We start from the raw sequence: 25335 nt of genomic DNA, 5'->3' as shown, positions 1-25335 counted from the left end.
TTTGTAGGGGCGACCGCCATCGGTCGCCCTTTTTTTTCTACATTCGGTCAAAAACAAACGGATATTCCACAATCGTTGTGTCATTTTCGACGTCTATTTGCGGGAATTGCCATCTTCTTATCGCATTTACTACGTTTTTCTGAAAAATTACGTGCTCTATATTGCTTTCTACAATTCTGCACTCAAATACGTTTCCCTGCGCGTCAATTTTGAAGCGGACTATCATTCCGCCCGAAAGAGTGTTGCCTGCAAGAATATGGTCGCGATATTCTCTGCGAACGGTATTGGAGTTTCTGTCAATAAAGCGCATAACGCTCGCGCGGCTTCTTGCGCCGGTTATGGTTTGTCCGCGAATGCCTTCAAGCGCCGCGACCTCTTCGGCGCTCATAAAATATTCAGGACATCTTTCGTCGGTTATTCCCGCCCTGCCTGTCGTGTCCTGTCTTGCTCTTTGTCCGCCTAAAATAAGTTCCATCTGCGCAAAAGCAGGTATTGAAATTAAAGCGACAAATATAATCGCGGTTTTTAAGAAATTATTCATATTTTCTCCTTTTGTTTTTAGTTTATGTGTACAAAATAAATCATTTTCCCCTCAACAAAGGAGTGAAAAACAAAAAATATGCAAATAATTTGTCATTTTCTTGTTTTTTGTTTGCGGCAAAAAATATTTTAGTGCTGATTTTCTACGAAAACAAAAAAATTTGGAGGATATATAAATGTCAAGATCTTGTGATGTTTGCGGAAGAGCGCCTGTTTCGGGCGGTTCGGTATCACACGCTCATAACGTGAGCAAAAGAATATTTAAACCTAATATTCGTAATGTGAAACTCGAAATCGACGGCGTCAACAAAAATGCAAAAATTTGTATGAGATGTCTAAAATCTTTGTCTAAGGTTTAATCTTTGGACGGACGGAGAACTATGAGGTTCTTTGCGGCGCTTTTACTTTTAACTTCAGCGGTTTTTTCCAACAAACCGCTTGTTGTTGTTTCTATTTATCCGATATACGATATGGTATCCGTTGTCGCCCAAAACGAGGTTGACCTTATACTTCTTGCAGGACCGGGGATAGACCCGCACTCTTTTAATCCGAAACCCAAAGACGTCGCCAATATAAGCGCGGCAAATTTATTTTTCTACATTTCCGCGGATTTTGAGCCGTGGGCGAGTAAATTTGCTCAAAGAGCGAAATCGTCCGTCTCTTTTGCCGCGGCGGGAGAGCTTCATATTTGCAATGACAACAACCACGACCACAGCCACGCTCAAAACAGCGCCGCCGACCCGCACATTTGGATAGATCCCGAAAGAATACCGCATATAATAGAAACAATCCGCGATAATTTAATCAAACTTTTGCCTAAAAACGCAGAGTTTTTTAATGAAAACGCACAAAATTTAATTAAGCTATTCAGTGATTTGGACTTGCGCTACAAAGAGCAGTTTGCAACAGTCAAACGACGCGAAGTATTTTTCGCAGGACACAATTCATTTTCATATTTTGCAAACAGGTACAATTTAGAATTCATACCCGTAATGCAAGGATTTACCTCATCGGTGGAGCCGTCGCCAAAACAAGTTGCGACGATTATCGACCAAATTCGCAAAAACGGAACAGAATACATCTTTTACGACGCCCTCGAAAGCAAAGCGCTCGCCCAAACAATAGCCAACGAAACAGGCGTGGAAATTCTTCCGCTTTACAGCGTTCATACAATAACTCAGCAAGATTTCGACCAAAGAACAAGTTTCTTTGAATTTATGCAAAGAAACTACGAGAATTTGTTTCGAGGGTTGCAGTTTTAGTTAATCTTCTTTCTTCGGTACATCCGCAACTTGGACAAGCACCTTCAACAGGTTTACTCCAAGCCATTTTTCAAAAATAAAACAAACTATCGCATACAATACGCGGCACAAAGTATATTATACTATGCTTTAACTGCAAAAGGAGCGAAAAATGTCGAAAGCGATAAATATCTATATTCCTGTAAAATTTGCCATAATCAAATTAGGGCAAGACATTGGCAACGCGCGAAAACGCAGGAGAATAACGACTGCTCTTATGGCGGAAAGAGCGGGAATATCGAAGATTACTCTCTCCAAAATAGAAAAGGGCGAGGCAAGCGTTTCTATGGCGGCGTATGCCTCTGTTTTGTTTTGTTTGGATATGATAGAGCGCCTGAAAGACATCGCCGATATAAAATATGATTTTACGGGAAAAGTCCTTGCAGACGAGCAACTTCCGAAGAGAATTCGGTCGCCGAGGAGTGAAAAATGAGCAACAGAAATATCGGCGTTTGGTTAAATTCGGACGGGCAAAACCACAAAATTGCAACTTTGTGGAGTAATTTTCGCAATGGACAGGAAACATTTTCTTTTGAATATTCACAGGAATGGCTCAACGACAAACGACGTTTTGCAATAGAGCCGCTGTTAAAATTATCGCAAGGGCAATTTCACAGAAACAAAGCCCCTTTCGGCGCTATTGGCGACACTATGCCTGACAGGTGGGGGCGAATTTTGATGAACAGAGCCGAGCAGTTGCACGCAAAAAACGAAAAACGCCCGCCGCAAACCTTAAGCGAATGTGATTATTTGTTGGGAGTTAATGACTTTGTTCGTCAAGGAGCGCTTAGATTTACGGAAAAAAACGACGAAATTTTTCTGCACAACTCTCAAAAAAATAGTATTCCGCCGCTGATTTTGCTTTCAAAATTGCTTTACGCCTCGCAAAAAATTATAGATAAATCCGAAAAAGAACAGGACTTGCAATTACTGCTCGAGCCCGGTTCGTCGCTTGGCGGCGCAAGACCAAAGTCGTCTATGATAGATATAAACGGGCATATTTCGATAGCAAAATTCCCGAAAAAAGACGACTTTTACAACGTTGTTTTATGGGAAGCGGTTGCATTAACGCTTGCGCAAAAAGCAGGCGTAAATGTTCCAAAGTTTCGCATTGAAACGGTCGATAAAAAGAATGTGTTAATTATAGAAAGGTTTGACAGGCTCGGCGAAAAAAGAATTCCGTTTATTTCGGCGATGACAATGTTAAACGCCAACGACAACGAAGAGCATAGTTATCTGGAAATTGCTTATTCTTTGGCGCAATACGGCTCAAATCCAAACGCCGATAAAATGGAATTATTCAAGCGAATAATTTTCTCGATACTGATTTCCAACACCGACGACCATTTGCGCAATCACGGATTTTTATACGAAAACAACGGGTGGCGACTTTCTCCTGTTTACGATATAAACCCAACTCCTCGCGACGTAAAAGCAAAAATTTTATCGACTAAAATTGACTACGACAACTATTCGGCAAACACGGATATTGCTTTATCGGTTTGCAACGAATTTTCGCTGTCGCTTGCACAAGCAAAAGAAATCACGGGAAATATCGAGGCAATCGTGAAAAAAGAATGGCGGAATGTTGCCCTGCGTTTTGGAATAAAGAAAAGCGAAATTGATTATATGGCTTCAGCGTTTGAGTGAGATTACAGCACATTATACAGTTTAAGTTATTGTAGGCGTATTGAATGCGCTCTAAGAAACCGTAATACCGTGGAATATAGCGTATGCGGTGCGCCTACAATAAGTTAAACTGCTATAATAGCGATTATTACTTAGACGCCTTCGTTGTTTTGGCAGTTGCGGATTTCTTTGTTGCAGTTTTGGTTTTCGCCGCGGGTTTCTCCTTTTTCGCGGCTACTTCTATTTTATTTCCCTGTAAATCCCACGCGGCATTGCAGAGCGGGCAGATGTGGATTGCGCCGTCTTTTTTGGTCTCTTTTTCGTTGGCGACCGTGCAACCGCAACTTGGGCAGGTATCTTCAACGGGTTTATTCCAAATTACAAAATCGCACTTTGGATATTGATTGCACGCAAAAAATGAGCCGCGCTTTCCGTTTCGCTCGACTAAGTCGCCTACTTTGCATTTAACGCATTTTATTCCCGTCGGTTTTGAAAGCGATTTGGTGTTTTCGCATTTCGGATATGCGCTACAACCTAAAAACTTGGTTTTTCCGCGCGTTATCATAAGCATTTTTGCGCCGCATTTTTCGCAGACTTCGTCTGTTTCTACGCGATTGTTGTTGCCGTCGAGCGACTCTATGTGTCGGCATTCGGGAAACTTGGGGCAGGCTAAAAACTTGCCGTTTTTGCTTGTTTTTACAAGAAGAAGCGAGCCGCAATTCGGACAAGGCTTATCGCTGACTTCCTGATTTTGTTTTTTCAATTCCTGAAGGTCGCCCATTACCGCGGCAAGATTTTTCTCGAACGGGTCGTAGAAATCCTTTAAGGTCTTTATCCAATCGGAGTTTCCGGCTTCGACTTCGTCGAGTTTTGTTTCCATATCCGCAGTAAATCCGACTGCGAAAATTTTATCGAAATTTTGCACCAAAATACCGTTTACCTTGAAGCCGATTTCGGTCGGGATAAAGCGTTTTTTCTCCATTTCGGCATATTTGCGCTTGCGAAGAACTTCGATAATAGAGGCGTAAGTCGATGGTCTGCCAATGCCTTGCTTTTCGAGTTCGCGCACAAGAGAGGCTTCCGAATATCGCGCGGGCGGCTTTGTAAAATGCTGTTTTTTGTCGATACTTTCGGGCAAAAGTTTCTGCTCTGTCGAAAGCGCGGGCAAAACGCCGTTTTCTCCGTTTTCGACGTCGGTATTTTCGTTTGTTTCTTCGTAAATCGCCAAAAATCCGTCAAATTTTATCACCGAGCCGTTTGCTCTGAAAACGCAATTTTCGACCGAAAAGTCAATTCTTGTCGCGTCCAAAACCGCGTCGGGCATTTGCGAGGCAACAAATCTTTTCCATATAAGTTCGTATAATTTTAATTGGTCTTTTGAAAGATAGCTTTGTATATTTTGCGGCGCGAAAGCCAAATCTATGTGCGCAGGGCGAATTGCTTCGTGAGCGTCCTGCGCGCTTCCCGATTTGCCGTAAAACCGCGGTTTTTCCAATTGATAACGCGCGTCATAAAGTTGCGAAATCAGGTTTTTTGCGGCAAAAAGCGCCTCTGCGGCGACCCTTGTGGAGTCCGTTCTCATATATGTAATAAGACCCACGCTACCTTTTTTTCCGAGTTCCACGCCCTCGTATAATTGCTGAGCGACCTGCATTGTTTTTGCCGACGAAAAACCGAATGCGCGCGCCGCGTCCTGTTGAAGCGACGACGTTATAAAAGGCGCGTACGGCTGACGTTTTTTCTCTTGACGAACGATGTCCGCCACTTTCATCGCTTTGTTTTTTATGCGCTCAAAAATCTCTGTCGCCGCGCCTTCGTTGCCTACAAAATAGCCCTTGCCGCTTTCGTCGGGAACTGTGATTTTTTTGCCGTCAACCTCGACCAGCCTTGCGGAAAAGTCTGTTTTTTGCTCGTGAAAATTTGCTGTTAGTTGCCAATGTTCTTTTGAATCGAATTTGCGGATTTCTTCTTCGCGCTCGCAGATAATTCTGAGCGCAACACTCTGAACTCGCCCTGCGGAAAGCCCTTTATAGAGCGTTTTCCACAAAATCGGGGAAACCTTAAAGCCGACAACTCTGTCCAAAATTCGGCGCGCTTGCTGAGCGTTTACCCTGTCCATATCTATATCGCGAGGGTTTTCTATAGCGTGAGTTATTGCTGATTTCGTAATTTCGTTAAACTGTATTCGTTTAATTTTCCCCGCGCCGCTTTCGCCCAAACAGTTGGCTATATGCCACGCAATCGCCTCTCCTTCGCGGTCGGGGTCAGGCGCCAAAAATATCTCGTCGCTTTTTGCGGCGTCTTTTTTTAATTCGGCGATAAAACTTTTTTTATCGGAAGATACGACATATTCGGGCTTAAAATTATTCTGAATGTCGATACCGAAACCTCTTTCGGGCAAATCGCAAACGTGTCCCATCGACGCTTTTACGATATAGCCCGCCCCCAAATAGTGCAGAATTGTTTTACATTTTGTCGGCGACTCTACGATCAGCAGTTTTGACATAATTTTTTACTCCGAATATTTCCGTGCAAGATATTTTGATATTTCCGTATCGTATTCGGCGGTGTGCTTGTACGCTTTCACAGCCAAATCGTTCCTTGTTTTTTGCGATACTTCGCCTGAGTTTTGGATTTCGTCCATTACTTTTTTGTAGTCGCTCGGCTCCACGACGACCGCTACGTATTTATGATTTTTCGCCGAACTTCTAATCATTGCGGGACCGCCGATGTCGATGTTTTCGATTGCTTCTTCGAGCGTACAGTCGGGCTTGGCAATGGTCTGCTTGAACGGATAAAGATTGACGACAACCAAGTCTATCGGGACTATTTTGTTGTCGTCCATATCCTTTTCGTGCGCTGAATTTTGGCGTATTGCAAGAATGCCGCCGTGAATTTTGGGATGAAGCGTTTTTACGCGCCCGTCCATAATTTCGGGATGTCCCGTATGCGAGTCCACGCTTTTTACGGCGACGCCCTTTTCTTTCAGCAATTTTGCCGTTCCGCCCGTCGAAAGAATTTCTACGCCTTTGTCTTGCAAAAAGCGAGCAAATTCTTCGACGCCTGTTTTATCGCTTACGCTTATTAGTGCGCGGCTTATCTTCATTATTATTGCACCCTTGTTATTTCAATGACCAAGTCAATTTGCTCGGGACGAAGTCCAATTAACTGCTGGCTTTGCGGACTAACCGGAATTCCCGCGCGGAAAGCAAAGTTGCCGCCTCTGGGTATGGCGATGTTTGCGCCGCCCGCGCCTGCTTGACGAACGTTAGCAAACGGCATTTCAAAAATCAATCTTTCCTGAAAATAAAATTTGATAGTGGCGTCAAAAGCCGTAATTGTGCGCGAGCCCAGATTGGTAAAAGAAAAATCCGAAACAAGCACGTCGGCGTTATTAACCATTTGTCTGTTCATTCCCGTAAGCATTCCACCGACAGGATAACGAAAAACTGCTACAGGAGCGGCTACCACTGGAGCAGGAGTAGCGGGCGCGGCAGATTGTTGAGCCAAAAGCGTTCTTAAATTTTCCGCACAAACTTCTCCTTGAGCGGCTTTCGGCGACAATTCGTCCACTCTTCTTTGAAGCGAGTCGGCTCTGCCTGTTGCACGCTGAGCTCTGTTTCTTTCCAATTCCAGCTCTGCGGGGCTTGTTGTTTGAGCGGCACGTCTTGCTGCTTCCAAATCGCGCGTCAAATTTTGATTGTCTTGTTTAAGTCGATTGTTTTCCATCCGCAAATCGCCGATTTGAGATTGCAATCCCTCTACAACTTGCCTCTGATTTTGTCCGAACGCTGTTGCCGCAAGCAACAAAACAATGATACCGATAACTGAAATTTTCATAACCAAATCCTCCGTTTTTTGAAAAAAATACAATAAATTTACCATAAAATAAATAATTGAAAGGTAAATATTGTGAAAAATTTGCACAAAAGTCAAAATTCTTGTGCGACAATTACGTATTTTACCCAAAAAACGATAAAAAACGGGAGTTTTCTATGAAAAATATAACAACGATAATCTTTGCACTAATGGCTTTCGCGCTCAGTTTTGCGGAAAACGTTGCGCCGGATAAGCTCGAAGTTCATTTTTTCGGCTCGAATACCTGTATGGAATGCCACGAATTAAAGCACCGTATTTTTGCCCCGCTCATTGCCTTGCACAGCGATTCCCTCGAATTTTCCAAATTTGACTTGGATAACCCGCAAAACATCGAAAAGCTTATGCAATACGACTATTATTTCGGCGTTCAAAATCCCTCTCCGATAACATTATTTTTCGCCGACACATTTTTGACGGGATTTGAAGACATCTCGCGGCTGTCTCATAAAATGATAACGGAACGTCTGGGCAATCGCGAGAAATGGCGACCGATAATCTTGGGTGAAACCGCCGACATCGAAGACCTGATACAGGCAAGAGTGGACGCGTTCGGATTTTGGGCGATAACATTTGCAGGGCTTGCAGACGGCATAAACCCTTGTGCAATAGCGACTATGATTTTTCTGATTTCGTTTTTGACCCTTAAAAAACGCAGAAAAACAGAGGTGCTTTTAATAGGTCTGCTGTACACGGCAACGGTTTTTATAACATATTTCAGTCTCGGGTTGGGCGCGTTTAAGTTGCTTAATCATTTGGGACGATTTACAATAGTTTCGCAAATAATAGGTTGGGCGGGCGTTGCATTTGCCACGCTTGTGGGACTTTTGTCTTTATTTGACGCAATAAAACACGCATTGGGCAAAAAGAGCGAAGAAATGACCCTGCAACTTCCAAAATCCGTAAAAAAGAGCATCCATAAAGTCATTTCCAAAAACCTTAATTCGCGACATCTTGTAATCGGAACAGTTATTACGGGATTTTTGGTGACGATTTTTGAAGCGGCTTGCACAGGACAAACTTATTTGCCGACAATAATTTTAATGACCCATCACGAAAGTTTCAGAACACAGGGGATAATGTGGCTTCTTTATTACAATTTCCTTTTCGTTCTTCCGCTTTTGTTTGTGATGGTGGCGGCGTATTTCGGACTGACGTGGGAACGTTTATCAACCATTACGCAAAAGCATTTGGCGCTTCTGAAAGTTATTGTGGGTTTGGTAATGCTCGGAATTGCCGCATATTTGGGATTGAGTTTAAAAAGCGCTTTGGGGATTGGTTAAGAATATGAAAGTGAAAATAAAAAACGCGATAATTTTTATGCTTTTTATTTCTGCGACGATTATTTTTTCGCAAACGACGCCGTCTGTAAATCTTCTTAATCTTCACTCCACACGAAATATGCGTTCAACAAGTGCGCCTTTCGGTCCGTTTAATTATAATTACGTACGCCTGCAAAGCGACAGAACATTAGACAGCGTGCTAATTCACGCAATTCGCATAGAATTTCGCCCCGACAGCGTTATAAACACTACCGGAAACGGACTTTTTATGCGCGCAGACACAACGGCGCACATAGCGGCGACAAACAGAATAACCGACTCGCTCGGCATTCCGAGAATGCCGCTTTCCCGCACGGACAGAAGAGAATTTGAATGGTACGCAACGGGAACATATCGATTTGACAACCTTCCGCACGACTCCATATATTTCGACTATCATCTTAAATCTTTGCGAAACTATTTTCTTGAAGCGTCGAACGGAAACGTTAGAATAGGACACCGAATATTTCCGAGCGGCGCCTTTGGAGCGTATCGTTTAGACCGAGAAATGGCGAGATTTTCACCCGGACTGAAGCGACGAGACGAAACCTACGACGAATTTAATATGAGATTGGCGCGCGAACTTATGCGATTTGTTTCGCAGTCGATTATGAGGGCAAACCACCACGCCGAAACCCCTTTTGCAGGTTTGCGAATAGACAACTCAAACGGAATGGTGGTAAATCAAGATAACATACCTGTCTTTTTCCTGCTTATTCACGCGGGCTCCTCCGCGCTGACCGACAATGACAACGACAGTCCGAGCGATTTGACGGCGAGTTTTATCGGCGAAGAATTATTCAGATATTTTAATTTGCCGCACGAAAACATTTTTGTTGACAGCGTTTTCGGCAGATTGGTCGAAACTCGGGAAGTCGCGGGACGAACAAGAACAGGCGCAAATGTTTCTACGGGTAATGACACTATTATAAGAGAAATAATTATCAGAGATTCCATAGGCGACATAATCACGGATACTATTATAATAGACACCATTATCAGAGAAAATTTTATTTTGGTTAATGAATTGATGATGGTAAGCGAAACTGCAAATCAAGATGGTCTTAATTGGGGAATTAACGGAATTTTGGTAAACCAATTCGCCCGACAAATCGGCATTCCCGACCTGTTTTCGACAATGAGCGGTACAACGGGTATCGGCGGTTTCTGCATTATGGATTTTGCAGGATATTCAGGGGCACAAGGCTTCATTCCTCCTCGTCCGAGCGCATTTGTCCGTTCGTTTATGGGATGGGAACCGCCTACTTTGGCTACCGATACCAACAGGCTCACCGTCGGCGGGAACAACCTCATTTTAGTTCCCATAAACAGTACCGAATACTACCTTATAGAAAATCGACAACGAAACTTAGTCCGCGACGTAGCGGGCAACCAAGTGCGTAATCTTTTTGTATTTGACCCAAACAATCCCGATTTTATTCAGGCGGGATTTCACGTAGAATTGGCAAATAATGTCGATAGCGTGTCAAATCGCCGCAGGGTTATAATGAGTGTGAAAAGCAGAGACATAGGAATTCCCGCTTCGGGCGCGCTTGTGTGGCACATAGACGAAAAACTCATCAGAAACCGCCTCGAACTCAATATGCTGAACAGCGATTCGGCGGATATGGCGGTGCGCCTTGTGGAAGCGGACGGCGTAAGGGATATAGGCATACAATTCAGCGATATTTTCGGAGGTGCGTCGTGGGACTACGGAACTGCCGGAGACGTTTTCCCGCACACAAACATATTTGACAGAGAGGCAAATCGTCCGTCATTTGTGATAAATACAATGTCGCCGACAACAGCCCCCGCAACCACCGCAAACGACGGCGGAAACACATTTTTGACGCTACAATTCAGAAATGCGGGAGACACAAACAGATTGCCGCGAGAAGAGTATCGTTCGCACAGAGGGTCGGGCAGATTTCAGAATTACACGATAAAAAATTTCAGCGACAGCACAATTATTTTAACCATTACCCACGAAAACGACACAAATTTCCTTTCGCCGCACCCGGAATTTCCCGTAAGAGTTGCAGGCAGAGGCTTTTTCCCACTTTTAACCGCAGATTTTTTTAACGAAAACGACATAATTGCACTCTCAAAAGACGGTTTTTTGAGCATAGTTTCGCAAGACGGCGTTTTAAATCCTTATGCCCCCATAAAAATAGAAAATCCTGTAAATATGCCGAGTTTTATAGGAAGAAATTTATTTGTTCCCGCTCTGAACAGGCTCTTGATTTACAGAAGCGTTTTTGACGGCAACGCAGGAAGAAGCATACAACCGCGCGAAATAAGCGTCAATGTTTCCACGTATGTAGTCGGACTTACCGAAAATTCTTGGGTTTTCGGCACAAGCGACGGACATTTGATGTTTGGAAGCAACGACGATACCACACACAGAGTTTCTGCGAGCAATCGAGCAATTTCAGCTATAGCAAAATTCGATGACGGAAGAGTGGCGGCTGTGGACGAAAGCGGAACGGTTTTTATAGCAACCCGGAACGAAATGATAAGACCCGAAGACCGTTTTTCGCTTCCGAGAAATAATCAGTCCATATTTGCGCCGTTCAAAATTGCCGTATCGGGCAACAACATATTTGTTGCCGACAACAGGCAGGGTTTGTGGTTTTTGATTTACTGCGAAGACGACGAAAAAATAAAACTCCACGAAAATTGGCGCGGCAGACGTGAACAGGCACAGCTTCCCATAGATTGGGCGGGAACTTTCAGAGAGCAGACAGGACGCGAAAACATTCCCGTAAATCACGGATTTTTGTCAATGGCGAATTTAGCGGCAAGAGGAGAGTTGCACTTGCTCCTCGGCGGCACAAACGGAATTTGGGCGTTTGACGAAAAAGGAAATTTGCTCGAAAACTACCCCGCAGTTTTAGACAGAGCGGAATGGTGGATAAGAGAATCCGTGCTCAGCACTCCGACAACCGCCAGAACACGAAACAACGAAACAATGGTGTTTTTCACGACAACAACGGGCGATACAAGAAATGTATATCAGGCAAAAATTACGAGAGCGGACTTAGACAGACGGATAATATGGTTTAACAACTTCCACGGCAACCCCGACTCTCTGATAGGGCTTTCGAGAGCTTTTATCGACACGCTTTTAACTATGAGCGACAGCACAATTCTGCTGAATTTCGCCCCGGGAGGACTTATTGACATCCGAGACGGACGAACGGGCAGACGACCCGATTTAACGGTTTCTAATCTGCTTACGGGAAACAGGCGAATTTATCCGTATTTAACAAGCATAGGCGACCCGCTGTCTCAAGGAGTTGTTATTGCGCCAAGCGGCAATACGCTTTTTATAACCGTAATTTCCGACAACGGAATGCTCCACAGATTTGGGCTTCCTCCGCGATTTCCGGCAGACGAAAGCAATATAGATATGACAGGCGGAAACGCTATGCGGCAGTTTAATTTTGCGCCGCTCGACAATTCTTCGCAACAAAGCGGCAATACTTTAGAATATTTTTACTCGTATCCCAATCCCGTAAGAATTCAGAGAGGACAAAACGGCTCGGCGACTTTCCGATACAGACTCGGCGCAAATGCAACGTCCGTGCGCTTAACCATCTATACAATTCAAGGACAGCGAATTTTCGACGACCGAAATCTGAGAAGCACAAAAGGCGTAAACGAATTTGTGTTAAACAACATAACTTTCGGCTCGGCGGTTTACAGAGCCCGTTTGTCGGTTATGTTCGGAAATGAAGAAAGAGTGCTGTTCTGGAAAATGGCGGTTTTGCGGTAAGATTTACCTATTACCGTCTCGTCCTGATAATCTCAATAGCCCGCTCAAGCCGAGCGTCTCTTCCGCTTAAAAATTCCGCTTCGTTGAACGGAACTGCGACATCGGGCGGAACGCCTCTGCCTTCCCAACTTTCTTGGTTTAAGTCGAGGATTTGTTTGGAAGGAGTGTAGGCAAGAGTAATGCCGAGGGTAGAAAATTGCCCTGCGTTCCATACCCAATTATTGATGAGCACTCCCAAGCCGCCGAATGTTCTTGAACCGACAACTGTGCCGTTGGCAAAAGAACGAACAAACAGCGCGCTTGATTCCGAAGAGGAAACCGACCAATTGTTTACCAAAAGTACTAACGGAGCATTCAAATTTCTTGCATTCGTCGGATGGCGGGGAATATTTATGGGAAGCAAAGGACCGAAATCCAAGCGACCGTCTCCTGTTTTTTGTTTGGAGTAGCCGATTTTATGCGAATGATAAGCAAACATTTGCCCCCAAATCAGTTGTAAATCGCTGACGTATCCTCCGGGATTGCTCCGCACATCGACAATAACGCCGCGAGTGTTCGGAGAATGCAGATTTTGAGAGAAATAGTCAAATATTTCGAGCAATGGGGCGCGATGCGGATTGTCCCAACCCATAATTCCCGTCCATTCGAAACTCGAAAAATAGAAATAGAGAATTTCGCCATCCGACGAATTTTGACTGAAAGGTATTTTACCGACAATCGCGGTAAATCCGTGAAATTCGCTTCCCTCCTCCAAAACATTGTAAGCCAAATTTTCCGTAAGATAATTTTGTATTACAATTCGCGGCAATTCCAAGCCTTCTATTCTTTCTGTCGGCGGCACTCGGTTTAGAGCGGGATATATATAGCCCAACGGGTCGCCTGTCAGAAGCATTGCAAAATGTCCGTCTATCAAGTCTTTTGTCAATTCTTCAAAAAGTTCTCTTGCGGCGGGAATATGCTCGAAAAAAAAGCCGTGGCGCCTGTCCAAATCTATGAATTTCGGACGAAAATCTCTGTAAATTTTGTCCCAATCGGTCGGGTCTATGTCCCAAAATACGTAATTGTTGTTCATTCCCGTCCAAAATCCCTCAAAGACGTTTTCCCAAGTTCGAGGATGATTGCGAAAATCTTCGGGCTCGGTAAGCTCCTCAAAACTTTGACATCCTAACATAAAAAAAGCGACTGCTATCAGCAAAAGTATTTTTTTCATCTCATTCTCCCAAATAAAAAGCCTGCGTTTACTGCGACGGCGTTGTTATATCTTGCGACTTGCCCGCGTTCCATATAGTTTTTTTGCAAATCGGTAAGCCCACGATGATACTGAACGCCGATAAAAGACGTAATTCCGCTTAAAACGTATCTAAATCCGAGCCCCGCAAAAAGCGATACCTGATAACGCCTGTCTCTTATCGAACAAAATTCGACGCTTTCGTCAAAAGAATACACGTTAAACAAGCCGAGCAGGGTGCCGCTTCTGTTGCTGTGAAGCCAATAATCGAAAGTTGCGCCCATTTCAAAATACGCTCGCCAAGAGTCTTGTCCGAGTGCAAAATCTACGTAAAGCGGAAATTGCAGAAAACCGTTTGTGTGGTCGGAATATATGGGAACATTTATCGGAAATCCGTAAATCGCCGCAAGATGTTCTCTTGGAATAGTGCGTCTAAAAGTATAGTTTTTTTGGATATATCGCACTCCTGTCCCCAAAGAAATATAGCTGTTCAGCGAGCCCGAGGGGTAGTTTATATGGTCTTCATTGGATGTAATAGGAATAAATATCGGAACCCCGACAAGAAACCCAGACCCTCTCTCGTATTCCGTCCAAATTCTGTAGCCCGTACTTGTGTTCAGACGATTGGCGACATAGCCGCCCTCAAGCCCAATCAAAAAAGGCAGAGCAGAAAAACATTTGCAAGCAAACAACAAAATAAATAAAACGGATATTTTTTTCATTTTTTTTCCTCTAAACCCTTGTTGCTAACTTTGCCGCTCTTTCTGCCTTAACTTCTTTCATTATTTCCCATTTACTCCAAACAGGTTCTGTTTGAATAATTATTGCCGCAATAACACCAAAAGCAACCAAAGGTATGCCTATCGTTTGAAGCGCATCCATTATTTACCACCTCTCGATAAAATAAAACCAACTAATAAACTTACTACCGTAAGCAAAAGACCAAGCCGAGTGTCCTCGTAATCACTTAAAACCATAGTTGCAAGAAAAACCAAGCCTGCATTTAGCAACAAACTGCTTAAAACTTCTTTACGCTCTGCAATAAACCACCACAAATTCGCAAAGAACTTCAATATAACTCGCACAATATCCGCACCTTTCTGCAAAATTTTCAAATTGTCATCTTATGCTAAAATACCTTTTTTACTTTTTACCACGCAAGGTTTTTTTTAATTTCACACAAAAACAAAATATTTCCCCCACTTCACCGTAAGCATAAATTATATTACTACTGCTCAAAATGTGATTACTAAGGATTTATCCTTATTTTTTGCTGTTTCTTTACATTTTTTTGTTTGCAACGAATAATCTTCTTCGGGTTGTTCTGCTTGTAGGTTGCGATTATTATTGTATAAGAAAATTCACATTTTGAGCGAAATTAAGAATTTTCGGCAGAACAGCCTTTGTTGCTTTATGCCTTAACTTATACTTTATTATGTGGAGGAGAAAAGAATGAAATTTGCACAAAAATGCCGAAATCCCTTGACAACAGCGAGAGGTCGAAATTTCTCTCTCTCTCTCTAGTACTCACCCATCCTTCAAAAAATCTATATACCTACGGTATATAGGGGCAGGCTGTATTATGTGGGCAAAATACAGGAATTCGTTTTTTCAATATATTTTTCAACATTTAAATAGAATTAACAAGATTATGATTATAGGCAGAAACAGCCATTCAGCTGTTTCTGCCTCAACTTTACAGAGGAGGGAATGGTATTTTGACTCGACTGATTTTTTGCAAAAAACCAATGGGTATTCTTACAATCGTAATGGTGCTTTTTGTTTTTTCACCTGTATTTTCAGATGAAAAAGAACAGGAAGCGGAAGAGCCCGCAAGCGAAGTACAGGAAATAGCTTCGCAACAAGAACAGGAAAACGAAGAAGTATCGCCGCAATTTGTGGTGTTTCGCGTAGAAGGCAACACGGAGCCGCAGAGTTTATCGTGGATTTTGAGCGCCGTAAACAAGCGCAGAAACGGCGACAATTCAAAAGCGAAAATTACGTTTTTCGCAAATGGTCTTAATTTGCAAAATTCGCGAAAAGTTTTGCGAAAAGCGTATCGTAAAGGACACGAAATCGGCAATCACACATTTTCGGGCTTTGTAGATACTGTGGGAGAAAGAATTGACGCGCGCTTTTTGGATGAAGCGGCTTGGTTTGAAGAAATCCATCAAAACGACTCATTGTTAAGAGCAAATCTGAGAATTCCAAAGAAGCGACTTGTCGGATTTTTGGCGCCGCGTTTAGAGTATAACGAGGGAGCATTCAGAGCAATAAGAAGACAGCAAAACATCATTTACGACGCCTCTATTCAGGAAGCGGATTTTGTCGCGCCTTTCGATTTGGAACACGGAAGCCGCACCGACAGTTTGTGGGCGCAGACACGAAGAAACGAGGGCTTCAGAACAGCAGGAAAGCACAAAGGTTTGTGGGTAATTCCGACTTTGCAATGGATAGTCCCGCACGATAGTTTAGCGGCAACTTACGGTTTTGAGGCGGGTTTGCGCCAAAGAAGTTTCGCGGCAGACAACACATTTGACACAATTTCGGGAAGAACGACAGGCACGGACTTGCGGCTTATAGGAACTTCGGCAATCGGCGGTTTTGATATGAAAGCAAACGAAGCCGCCGCAACAATAAAGCATAGTTTCCACGGTGCAATGGAGGCGGGCGTTCCGTTTTCGTTCCCTATAACAGCGTTTTTGTATGTTGCCAAGAACGACAGGTCGGCGGTTTTTGCAGGAAATCATCGCGAGCGCCGAAAAATGATTGAAGGCGTTATGGACTATATGCTTTCCTTTGAAAACGTTAGATTTGTGCGCGGAAAAGACCTTATACAAAAAATAAAAGCAACTCAGGGAATTGAAACAGAAGATTACGACTATTACGAAGAAATGTCGGACAAAGAATTGATGAAACTCGAAATTTCCGAAGAGCTTGAAGAAGTCGAAGAAACAATCGAAGAAACAATCGAAGAAACAATCGAAGTTGTACAAAATCCTGAAGAAAATCAAGAAGAAACCGTCGAAACAGAAACTTTAAACAAAGAAGAAACGAACGAGGAAAGCAACGAGACTGTGGAGAATACCGAAGAAGTGAAAGAAGAGGTGCAAAATGAAAACGATTAAAATTTTTGCGATTGTCGCAGTTTTAGCATTTGCTTCTGTTTTTGCGCGAACTCCCGCAATTCCCGCTCAACAGCGACTCCTTTTAGATACCCTTGAAACTGTGCGAGAAGAACTTTCGCAAACGCAGGCGCTTGCCGGTAGTTTGCAAACTTCGCTTTTGGAGGTCGTTGCTCAAAGAGACAGTATGTTTTTGGAAATGATAAATATGAGCAACACGAGCGAGGTCGATTCTTTGCGCGATATTGTGGAAAAAGCAACGCGTTTCAGAGAAACCGCAAGAGTAAAATTCGATTCGCTGAGAAATGAAAACACTGTTCTTCTCAGAGAATTGGAAAGCCAAAGAGTTGCTCGCGAAAGAGACAGATGGCTTGCGTCAAGAGCGGTTTTTATGCAAAGACAGCAAAATCTCGAAGAGTATAACAAAAACATTTTGGCAAACAAAAAGTTTTATTTGGGAGTGTGGGTAGGCGGCGGTACAGGTTTTGCCGATTACGAGGGAAGTTTTTCCAGAAAACCAAACGGCGGATTTTCGGCTTCTTGGCAAATCGGGAAAATTTTGGCATTACGAAGCGGCGTGGACTGGATACGCTCCGAATTTGTTCACGACATTAAGGGCTATCGCGGCGAAATCGCATTTGTGGAAGATACCGCAAGAACCTTGCAAATTCCCGTTCTTTTTGAGTGGGCGGTTCGCAGAGGAATGATTTCTACGCAACTTTACGGCGGCGTATATTTCGGCGGCAACTTGGATAACTCCGCTCCCGGAATGACCGCGGGATTAGACATCGGAGTAAAAGCGTGGAACGGCTATGCCTTTGTCGGTTTTCAGAGAGGAAGCGGAATAGTGGAATACGACGCATTTAATACAATAAAAATAGGATATTCGTTCGGACTTGCAACGAAAATGTCTTACAAACTGGGAAAAACAAAAAAAGCGGAGGTGCAAAATGCAAGGAATAAATAAAACATTTACGGTGATTTTTATTTTGGCGGCATTGTTTTTGTCGTCTTGTCAACTTAGAGACGCGCTTATAGCAAGTGTTGGAACCGACAGAAAGCCGACACAAATTCCCGATAAAGTCGAAGAACTTTTGACAGAACCGCGTGAGAATTATATAATTTTAGCTTGGCAAGGTCCGCCCGAAAGAGATTTTTTAGACGACGTAAGCGGAGGTATCGGAAGCCTTGCGGGCAACGAATTGAACAATTTTATTTATGAAGGCGTTTACGATCCGAGAGGCTATGAAATTTTCAGAAAAATCGACGGAGACCCAAGAGCCGAATGGAGAGAAATCGCAGTAGTTCTCGTGGAACAAACAAGAAATTCGGGCGGTTTGTTTGATATTATTATAGGCGAAGACAACAGAGACGAGTACACTTTCACAGACCGAAACGTATCGCAAGGGATTACCTACATTTATGCAATAGCCGCTTACAACGGAGCAGGTCCAAGCGAAAAAAGAATGAGTTTGCCGACAAGAACGCTGTTTAGCGGAAGAATATCTAACTTTTCAGCATCGAGAGGCGCAAACAACACTGTTGAGCTTTCGTGGAACGCGGCAGAAAACTGCACTTATGTTGTTCAGCGGGGAATTGCAAAACATTCTTTTGGATTTCAAGGCATAACTTCTGTAATTGAGTGGAATACCATAAGCCCCGCAAACTTTTCCGAAACGTCCTTTATCGACAACATTTCAGGCGTTTGGTCAGACGACGGAATTGTGCATTATCGCGTATATTTAGTTCATAATGAATACGGGCGCGGCGCATATTCGCAGGAGAGATCGGTGAGTATTTGGTGATTGTTGAGGTAAAACAAAGTTTTTTCGCTCTTTTTTTCTCGAAATTTAATTAAGTGTTGCTATGTTTCTTGGAAATATACTATATTTACTTTAATTTTTTGTAAAAGAGAATGCGCAAAACTCTAAAATAAGGATAAATGATGGCTAATATTCAAGAACTCCTCAGAAAAACTTCGGAAATGCGAGCGTCGGATTTGCACTTGACTGTTGGACTTCCGCCTATGTATCGCGTGGACGGAAATTTGACGCCGCTACCTGTCGATCGCCTAACAAGAGAGATGACCGAGCAGTTGGCTTACAGCGTTATGAACGAAAAGCAGAGAAAAATGTTCGAGCAAAACAAAGAAGTCGATTTTTCGTTTTCGGTAAAAGATGTCGGACGATTTCGTGCGAACGTTTATCTGCAAAAGGGTGCGGTATCGGTAGCATTGCGCTCTATTCCGACCGAAATTAAAAGTTTTGAAGACCTGAAACTGCCGAAAATTATTCGCGGACTTATGGACAAACCCAACGGGCTTATTTTGGTAACAGGACCCACGGGAAGCGGTAAATCCACAACGCTTGCGGCAATGATTGACTACCTTAACGTTAACAGAAAATCGCACATTTTAACTATAGAAGACCCCATAGAATTTGTCCATAAACACAAAGGCTGTATGGTAAATCAGCGCGAAGTCTTGCAAGATACAGACTCATTTTCTGCGGCGCTCAAAGTTGCGCTTCGCCAAGACCCCGATATTGTTTTGGTGGGAGAGTTGCGCGATTTGGAAACCATTCAGGCGGCGTTATCCATTGCGGAAACAGGACACTTAACATTCGGAACATTGCACACAAACTCGGCGGCAAAGTCGATTTCCCGTATTGTGGACGCGTTTCCCGCAAACCAAAAGGACACTATTCGCGCGCAGCTTTCTATGGTTTTGGTGGCGATAATTTCACAAACTCTCGTGCAGAAAATTTCGGGCGGGCGCACTTTGGCTACCGAAATTATGGTGGCGTCGGACGCTATTCGCGCACTTATTCGCGACGACAAAACACACCAGATTCCGGGTATGATGGAAATCAGCGCAAAAGAAGGAATGCACTCGATGAACAGCGATTTGGCGCGCCTCTACAACGACAGGCAAATAACGCTGAACGACGCAATATCCAAAAGTCCCAATCAGGAGGCGTTTAAACGGCTTCTGCAAGAACAAGGAAGGTTATAATTATGCCAATTTATATGTACGCAGGAACCGACAAAAGCGGAAATCAGGTGTCGGGCGAATTGAATGCAAAGGACAGAACTGTCGCCATAAACATACTTCGGTCAAAAAGAATTCGCACAACAATGATACGCCAAAAGCCGAAATCTTTGCAAATCCCGTTTCTTTCGGGCGGAGTAAAAGTCGATGATTTATCACGCTTCACTCGTCAGTTTTCGGCTATGGCTTCGGCGGGTCTGCCGCTTGTGCAGTGTATGGACATTTTGGCGGAGCAAACCGAAAACACTGTATTGCAAGAAGCGCTCAAAAAGGTTTCGATTGACATTCAGAGCGGTAATACTTTGGCGGATTCTTTGCGAAAACACCCCAAAATTTTCACCGAATTGTACTGCAATATGGTGTCGGCGGGTGAACAGTCGGGCGACTTGGACGGAATTTTAAATCGTTTGGCAACATATATGGAAAAAAGCAGTCGTTTACAAAGAAAAATCAAGGGCGCTATGGCTTATCCTCTCATTCTTTCAATAATCGCGGTCGGTGCAACTGCTGTTTTGCTTACTTTTGTAGTGCCGCAATTTGCAGGAATGTTTACCGATATGGGCGGCGCACTCCCCGCCCCCACGCGTATAGTTATGGATTTGTCGGACTTTTTGCAGAGTTATATTTTGCACATAATAGCAGGTATTGCAGTCGGTGCATTTCTTTTCCGCAGATGGTATAAAACTCCCCCCGGGCATTACGCAACCGACGCGGCGTTGCTTAAAGTCCCTGTTCTGGGCGATTTACTCAGAAAAACCGCCGTATCAAGATTTTCGGAAACGCTCGCAACGCTTCTTGCGGCAGGCGTAGGAATTTTGCAGGCGCTCGACATCACGGCAAGAACTTCGGGCAACAAGGTTATCGAAAAAGGACTTTTGGGCTCACTCGAAAAAATTACCGCGGGACACACAATCGCCGAGCCGCTTCAGCAGACAGGATTGTTTCCGCCTATGGTAACTCACATGATAAGCGTTGGCGAAAAAACAGGCGACATATCATCGATGCTCGAAAAAGTCGCGGCATTTTACGAAGAAGAAGTTGACGCCGCCGTTGATGCCGTAATGGCAATGATGGAGCCGATAATGATAGTGGTAATGGGCGCAGTAATCGGCGGCTTGCTTATTGCGATGTATTTGCCGATGTTCGATATGATAGGATTGGTCGGATAAAAAACCGTGAAATCAAAACAAAAAAGGGGATTTTACAATCCCCTTTTTTTTATCTTAAGATATTTTTTCTTACATATTTTCCTGAGTAGCGCCCAATACTTGCTCTAATGTAGTTTCGCCTTTCAGCGCTTTTATCAGCCCATCCCGACGAAGCGTCATAAAGTCGCCGCGTTTTACCATATAGTCTTTGATTTCGTCGCTTTCGGCTCTTCCTATAACCATTTTTTGCACTTGACGGTCGGGAAGAAGCAATTCAAAAATTCCCATTCTGCCTTTGTAGCCTGTGTTTTTGCAAGCGCGACAACCTTTGCCCTGATAGAGTTTTACACCCGCGCGAAGTCCTACGCTTTTGAGAAGTTCGGGGTCGGGAACCATTTCTTCTTTACACGCCGAACAAATTTTTCGCACAAGTCGTTGCGCCAATACTCCGCGGACGGTACTGCTCACCAAATACGACTGCACTCCCATATCCAAAAGACGAGTGAAAGCCGAAGCGGCGTCATTTGTGTGGAGTGTTGAGAACACCACGTGTCCCGTAAGCGCCGCCTGAACAGCCATTTCACCCGTTTCCGCGTCTCGCATTTCTCCGACCATAACTATGTCAGGGTCTTGACGAAGAATTGAACGCATACCGCTTGCGAAAGTGAAGCCCGCTTTTACGTTAATTTGACCTTGGGTAATTCCGTCCACATTGCTTTCGACGGGGTCTTCCATAGTTATTATGTTCTTCTTAAATTCGTAGTGGCGATTTATGAATTCCAACGACGCGTAAAGAGTCGATGATTTTCCGCTTCCCGTGGGACCTGTCACCAAAATAATTCCGTTGGGAATTTGTATAAGTTTCTCGAATTTGTCGTGCATATCGTCCGAAAAGCCGAGTTGCTTCAGCGTAAATTGCTTGCCTTGCGCGTCTATTATACGCATAACGATTTTTTCGGATTGCGCCTGACGAGTAAGCGCAGGAAAAGACGAAACCCGCAAATCCACAAGGCGACCTTGGTGGCGAATTTTTATGCGACCGTCCTGCGGCTTTCTTTTTTCGGCGATGTCCATCCCGCCCTGAATTTTCAGACGCGAAATTACCTGCGGACGAATAGTCTGCGGCAATTCCTGAACCGTTTGCAATGCGCCGTCTATACGGTAGCGCACTCTTATACCGTTGTCGGTAGGCTCCAAGTGTATGTCGGAAGCCTCTTTTTCGATTGCTTCGTGAATAATAAGGTTTACTATATTTACAATCTGCTGACCTTCGTCGTCCGAAATTACCTCTTGGTCTTCTTCGTCTTTTGCAACATCAAAAGAGGTATCGCCGCCGCCTTTTTCCTGCAGAATTTTACTCAGGTGCGCGTGCCTGTCTCCGTAAACTCGGTCTATGGCAGACAAAATTTGCTTTTCGTTCGCCATAACGGTATCGATTTCTTTTCCCGTTATAAACTTTATATGGTCAATAACCCGCAAGTTTGTCGGGTCGGTCATTGCTACCGTGAGGGTGTCGTCTTTTAAATATAACGGAATGATTTTATATTTTTTACAGGTATCTTCCGTTATCAGCATTGTTGTTTCGGCGCTGACTTTTATTCCGTCCAAAACAACGTACTGAACGTCTAATTGAGCGCTCAAAATGTCCACGAGCTTGTTTTCGGTTATAAAGCCAAGTGCAATAAGCGCTTCGCCGATTTTCTTTCCGAGCGTTTTTTGCTGTTTAAGACCTTCGTCCAGTTGCTCTTGCGTAATAATTCCTTGGTCTATGAGAATGTCGCCTAAGCGCTTTTTTCTGTCAACCTGAACCAATTCACCCAAAACCGCACTCATATCCTGCGCCGAAACCGCGCCCATCTCAATCAAAATATTGCCGAGGGTTTGCCCCGTCAGAGACTGTGTTCTGTATGCCTTGGTTAACTGTTCTTCGGTTATAAGACCTTGCGAAAGAAGTATTTCGCCGCATTTTCTGCTTCTACGTCGTATTGACATTTTCCCCCCTCGCATTGTCCGTTTTTTGGTTTTTCATCAAAATTATTCAACATAAAATAAATTTTTGCGCAACACAAAGGAGGAAAAATATTATTTTATTGTGTTATGAAAACGTTTTTTTTAATTTTCACCCTAACTTTTTTAGGTTTTGCCGACCGAAAACCGCTTGTTTTGTCGCTTTCCGGCGGCGGCGCAAGAGGAATTGCCCACATAGGCGTTCTTAAATTCTTTGAAGAAAAAGGTATTATCCCCGACACCATCGTCGGAACGAGTATGGGAGCAATCGTCGGAACTCTGTATGCCGCAGGACATTCTCCCGCAGAAATTCACAGAATTCTGAAACCGCTTTCCACAGGAAACCTCGTATATGGGAACGCAAACGCAAGGTCTGTTCGCAATAAAAAACAAAAAACATTAATAACGCTTCGCTTCGACAGAGGCTTAAACGTAATTTTACCCAAAGGCATTGCTTCTCCGCAACTGTTGGACGGAATTATAGGTTCAAGCGTTATTGCCGCACAAATAAGCAGCGACGGAGACTTCGACAGATTGCCGATACCTCTTCGTATCTGGACTACAAATCTTTCTCGCGGCGAAGCGCAAATGCACAGAGAAGGCGACATTTTGCAAATCGCAAAAGCGTCTGCGTCCGCTCCCGGATTTATGCCTCCCGTAAAAATCGACGAAGATTGGCACGTTGACGGCGGACTTCGGGCAAATATTCCGCTTCTGGACAGCGTAAGAAACGAAAACACATTCATATTCGCCGTGGACGTAACTTCCGAGAGAAACAAAACCAAACGCCTCCGTTCACTGGTGGACGTAATACAGTTTGCCGTTGCAATGGGAATGAAAGAAACCGAAGTGGCAAATGCAGAATTAGCGGACATTGTTATTACTCCGCTCGGCGACGATATAAAAAACACCGAATTTTTTCTTTTTGACCAACTTGTACAGGCAGGATACGACGCCGCAAAAGAAGCGTTTAAAAATTCTCCCGAACTTCAAATTTACAAAAACAGCGGCAGAGTTGTTATTACACCGCCTGACGAATTTTGGATAAACGTAATAGAATTGGACGGCTTGCAAAGAACAAGAGAATGGTATATGAACCGAATTCTGGATATGGATTTGGACAGACCGATGACCTCGCAAAGAATTGAGCGCATAACAAGAATTGCCGAAGCGACCGATTTTTTTGAAAGCTTTCACATAACAGGACACGGCGATACTCTGACCGCCGTCGTTTTAGAAAAAGAAAGGCGAAGTTTGGGCTTAGGCTTACGTTTTGACAACCGCAATCTTGCTGAAATTCTTGTCGCCCCGCGATACGACAACATTATGGGACACGGAGTTTCCATCGGCGGTATTTTTCAGATAGGCTATTTGCGAAAAAGAATTATGAGCGAATTATCTTGGACTGTTCCGATAAAACAAAGCTTCAACTGGTATGTCGATTTTAATGCGTATTTGTCTTCACAGCGGCTTGTTTCCCGTCAAATAGACGAATCAACATATATCGACAGAGTAGTTATCAATTATTCGGAATCCGATATAACAAAAAACGGAATAAATTTGATTTCGGGTTTTGAATTTGCAAATGCCATAACGATTTTCGGAGGATTGCGCAGTGAAATATACAAGTCCCTACAGTCAAGAGACGGCGATGTCGCCTTTAATTTCACAGAGGGCAACGACAGGTTCAGAATGCTGATAACAGGCGTAGAAACAGACTACCGAGACGACGCATATTTCCCGTCATCGGGCGGCAGGCACAGATTTTGGCTTGCAGGCGCGAGCAATGAATGGGGAAGCCGAGACCGCTTCTTTACAATTAACGGAAACTTATCATTCGTCGTTCCGATAAACAGATTGCACACGTTTATGCCGTCGGTTTTCGTCGCTTGGGCAGACCAAGAATTGCCGCCTACAATGCGCTATTACATAGGAGGCGGTCGTTTTGAAGATTTTACTTCGGCTTCAAATATTTTATACACAATTCCTTTTGCGGGAGTTGACAATCGCCGTCTTTTCGCCGACAACTTTTTTATGTTTGAATTTGCTTGGCGGTATCAGTTTACACAAAGACACCCATTTTATTTTACGCTTTTCGTTAACGGCGGAAACGTTTGGAACTACGAGCAATACGACGAGGGCGGCAGTATTTCGAGGGAGTTTTTCAAAGATATTCCCGTCGGCGTAGAGACCGAACTGGCAATGCGAACTCCCGTAGGTCCTTTACGCTTTTCGTGGAGTCGTCTGATTGCGGGAGAATTCAGAGAAAATTTCGGGATGGAGCGGAAAAACATCTTCAGATTTTCGGCAGGATTTGATTTTTAAAGGACAA

20 protein-coding genes and 1 pseudogene are annotated in these 25335 nt (G+C 43.8%); 12 read left to right on the top strand and 9 right to left on the bottom strand.

The features are described from left to right. Positions 1–37: 37 nt before the first annotated feature. Positions 38–541 (bottom strand): TonB family protein, encoded by a 504-nt coding sequence (locus FWE23_00695; protein ID MCL2843963.1) that lies wholly within the window; start codon positions 539–541, stop codon positions 38–40. A 175-nt stretch (positions 542–716) separates the two neighbouring features. On the opposite strand from FWE23_00695, the gene rpmB reads away from it, so the two are divergent. The 4 genes from rpmB to FWE23_00675 all read left to right on the top strand — a co-directional run bounded on the left by rpmB (position 717) and on the right by FWE23_00675 (position 3491). After that, positions 717–899, top strand: coding sequence for a 50S ribosomal protein L28 (gene rpmB / locus FWE23_00690; protein MCL2843962.1), 183 nt, complete (start codon positions 717–719; stop codon positions 897–899). Positions 900–920: 21 nt separating this feature from the next. Further along, the gene (locus tag FWE23_00685; GenBank protein ID MCL2843961.1) at positions 921–1802 is read left to right on the top strand and encodes a metal ABC transporter substrate-binding protein; all 882 of its coding nucleotides are present in this window, start codon (positions 921–923) and stop codon (positions 1800–1802) included. A 151-nt stretch (positions 1803–1953) separates the two neighbouring features. Further along, on the top strand, positions 1954–2274 hold the full coding sequence (locus tag FWE23_00680; protein MCL2843960.1) for a helix-turn-helix domain-containing protein: 321 nt from the start codon (positions 1954–1956) through the stop codon (positions 2272–2274). Next, a complete protein-coding gene (locus tag FWE23_00675) occupies positions 2271–3491 on the top strand; it encodes a type II toxin-antitoxin system HipA family toxin (GenBank protein MCL2843959.1) in 1221 nt (406 codons plus the stop codon). Before FWE23_00680 ends, FWE23_00675 begins: the two co-directional genes overlap by 4 nt. Positions 3492–3618: 127 nt before the next feature. On the opposite strand, the gene topA is transcribed toward FWE23_00675, so the two are convergent. The 3 genes and pseudogenes from topA to FWE23_00660 all read right to left on the bottom strand — a co-directional run bounded on the left by topA (position 3619) and on the right by FWE23_00660 (position 7310). Next, positions 3619–5976: a type I DNA topoisomerase gene (gene topA / locus FWE23_00670; GenBank protein MCL2843958.1), complete on the bottom strand. Its 2358-nt coding sequence runs from the start codon at positions 5974–5976 to the stop codon at positions 3619–3621. Positions 5977–6003: 27 nt separating this feature from the next. Next, positions 6004–6579: pseudogene (gene purH, locus FWE23_00665) on the bottom strand (bifunctional phosphoribosylaminoimidazolecarboxamide formyltransferase/IMP cyclohydrolase). Then, positions 6579–7310 carry a hypothetical protein gene (locus tag FWE23_00660; protein MCL2843957.1) on the bottom strand — a complete coding sequence of 244 codons (732 nt, stop codon included), beginning with the start codon at positions 7308–7310 and terminating at the stop codon, positions 6579–6581. The pseudogene purH and the gene FWE23_00660 overlap by 1 nt, the downstream one beginning before the upstream one ends. Before the next feature lie 155 nt (positions 7311–7465). Here FWE23_00660 and FWE23_00655 point away from each other — a divergent pair, with 155 nt between their 5' ends. After that, positions 7466–8629, top strand: coding sequence for a hypothetical protein (locus tag FWE23_00655; GenBank protein MCL2843956.1), 1164 nt, complete (start codon positions 7466–7468; stop codon positions 8627–8629). 4 nt (positions 8630–8633) lie between these two features. Beyond that, a complete protein-coding gene (locus FWE23_00650; GenBank protein ID MCL2843955.1) occupies positions 8634–12446 on the top strand; it encodes a hypothetical protein in 3813 nt (1270 codons plus the stop codon). A gap of 10 nt (positions 12447–12456) precedes the next feature. On the opposite strand, the gene FWE23_00645 is transcribed toward FWE23_00650, so the two are convergent. Genes FWE23_00645 through FWE23_00630 form a run of 4 tightly spaced genes read right to left on the bottom strand, consistent with a single transcriptional unit; the run spans position 12457 to position 14789 of the window. Further along, positions 12457–13656 (bottom strand): S41 family peptidase, encoded by a 1200-nt coding sequence (locus tag FWE23_00645; GenBank protein ID MCL2843954.1) that lies wholly within the window; start codon positions 13654–13656, stop codon positions 12457–12459. Beyond that, positions 13653–14396, bottom strand: a complete 744-nt coding sequence (locus FWE23_00640) for an outer membrane beta-barrel protein (protein ID MCL2843953.1) — start codon at positions 14394–14396, stop codon at positions 13653–13655. Before FWE23_00640 ends, FWE23_00645 begins: the two co-directional genes overlap by 4 nt. Positions 14397–14406: 10 nt before the next feature. Then, positions 14407–14556: a hypothetical protein gene (locus FWE23_00635; GenBank protein MCL2843952.1), complete on the bottom strand. Its 150-nt coding sequence runs from the start codon at positions 14554–14556 to the stop codon at positions 14407–14409. Then, positions 14556–14789, bottom strand: coding sequence for a hypothetical protein (locus FWE23_00630; GenBank protein MCL2843951.1), 234 nt, complete (start codon positions 14787–14789; stop codon positions 14556–14558). Before FWE23_00630 ends, FWE23_00635 begins: the two co-directional genes overlap by 1 nt. A gap of 603 nt (positions 14790–15392) precedes the next feature. Between FWE23_00630 and FWE23_00625 the strand changes: the two genes are divergently transcribed. The 5 genes from FWE23_00625 (at position 15393) to FWE23_00605 (ending at position 21017) form a co-directional block, all read left to right on the top strand. Further along, complete coding sequence (locus FWE23_00625) at positions 15393–16802, top strand: polysaccharide deacetylase family protein (protein ID MCL2843950.1); 1410 nt, start codon at positions 15393–15395, stop codon at positions 16800–16802. After that, positions 16789–17766, top strand: coding sequence for a hypothetical protein (locus FWE23_00620; protein MCL2843949.1), 978 nt, complete (start codon positions 16789–16791; stop codon positions 17764–17766). The genes FWE23_00625 and FWE23_00620 overlap by 14 nt, the downstream gene beginning before the upstream one ends. Beyond that, positions 17750–18604: a hypothetical protein gene (locus FWE23_00615; GenBank protein MCL2843948.1), complete on the top strand. Its 855-nt coding sequence runs from the start codon at positions 17750–17752 to the stop codon at positions 18602–18604. Before FWE23_00620 ends, FWE23_00615 begins: the two co-directional genes overlap by 17 nt. Before the next feature lie 140 nt (positions 18605–18744). Beyond that, complete coding sequence (locus FWE23_00610) at positions 18745–19812, top strand: type IV pilus twitching motility protein PilT (protein MCL2843947.1); 1068 nt, start codon at positions 18745–18747, stop codon at positions 19810–19812. 2 nt (positions 19813–19814) lie between these two features. Further along, a complete protein-coding gene (locus FWE23_00605; GenBank protein ID MCL2843946.1) occupies positions 19815–21017 on the top strand; it encodes a type II secretion system F family protein in 1203 nt (400 codons plus the stop codon). A gap of 69 nt (positions 21018–21086) precedes the next feature. Here the strand turns inward: FWE23_00605 and tadA are convergent, their stop codons facing one another. After that, positions 21087–22988 carry a Flp pilus assembly complex ATPase component TadA gene (gene tadA / locus FWE23_00600; protein ID MCL2843945.1) on the bottom strand — a complete coding sequence of 634 codons (1902 nt, stop codon included), beginning with the start codon at positions 22986–22988 and terminating at the stop codon, positions 21087–21089. A 105-nt stretch (positions 22989–23093) separates the two neighbouring features. On the opposite strand from tadA, the gene FWE23_00595 reads away from it, so the two are divergent. Then, positions 23094–25328, top strand: a complete 2235-nt coding sequence (locus FWE23_00595; GenBank protein ID MCL2843944.1) for a patatin-like phospholipase family protein — start codon at positions 23094–23096, stop codon at positions 25326–25328. Positions 25329–25335: the final 7 nt, after the last annotated feature.

The sequence above is a fragment of the Chitinivibrionia bacterium genome, from assembly GCA_009779925.1.
GTDB lineage: Bacteria > Fibrobacterota > Chitinivibrionia > Chitinivibrionales > Chitinivibrionaceae > WRFX01.
This window is presented reverse-complemented; position numbering and strand designations above follow the sequence as displayed.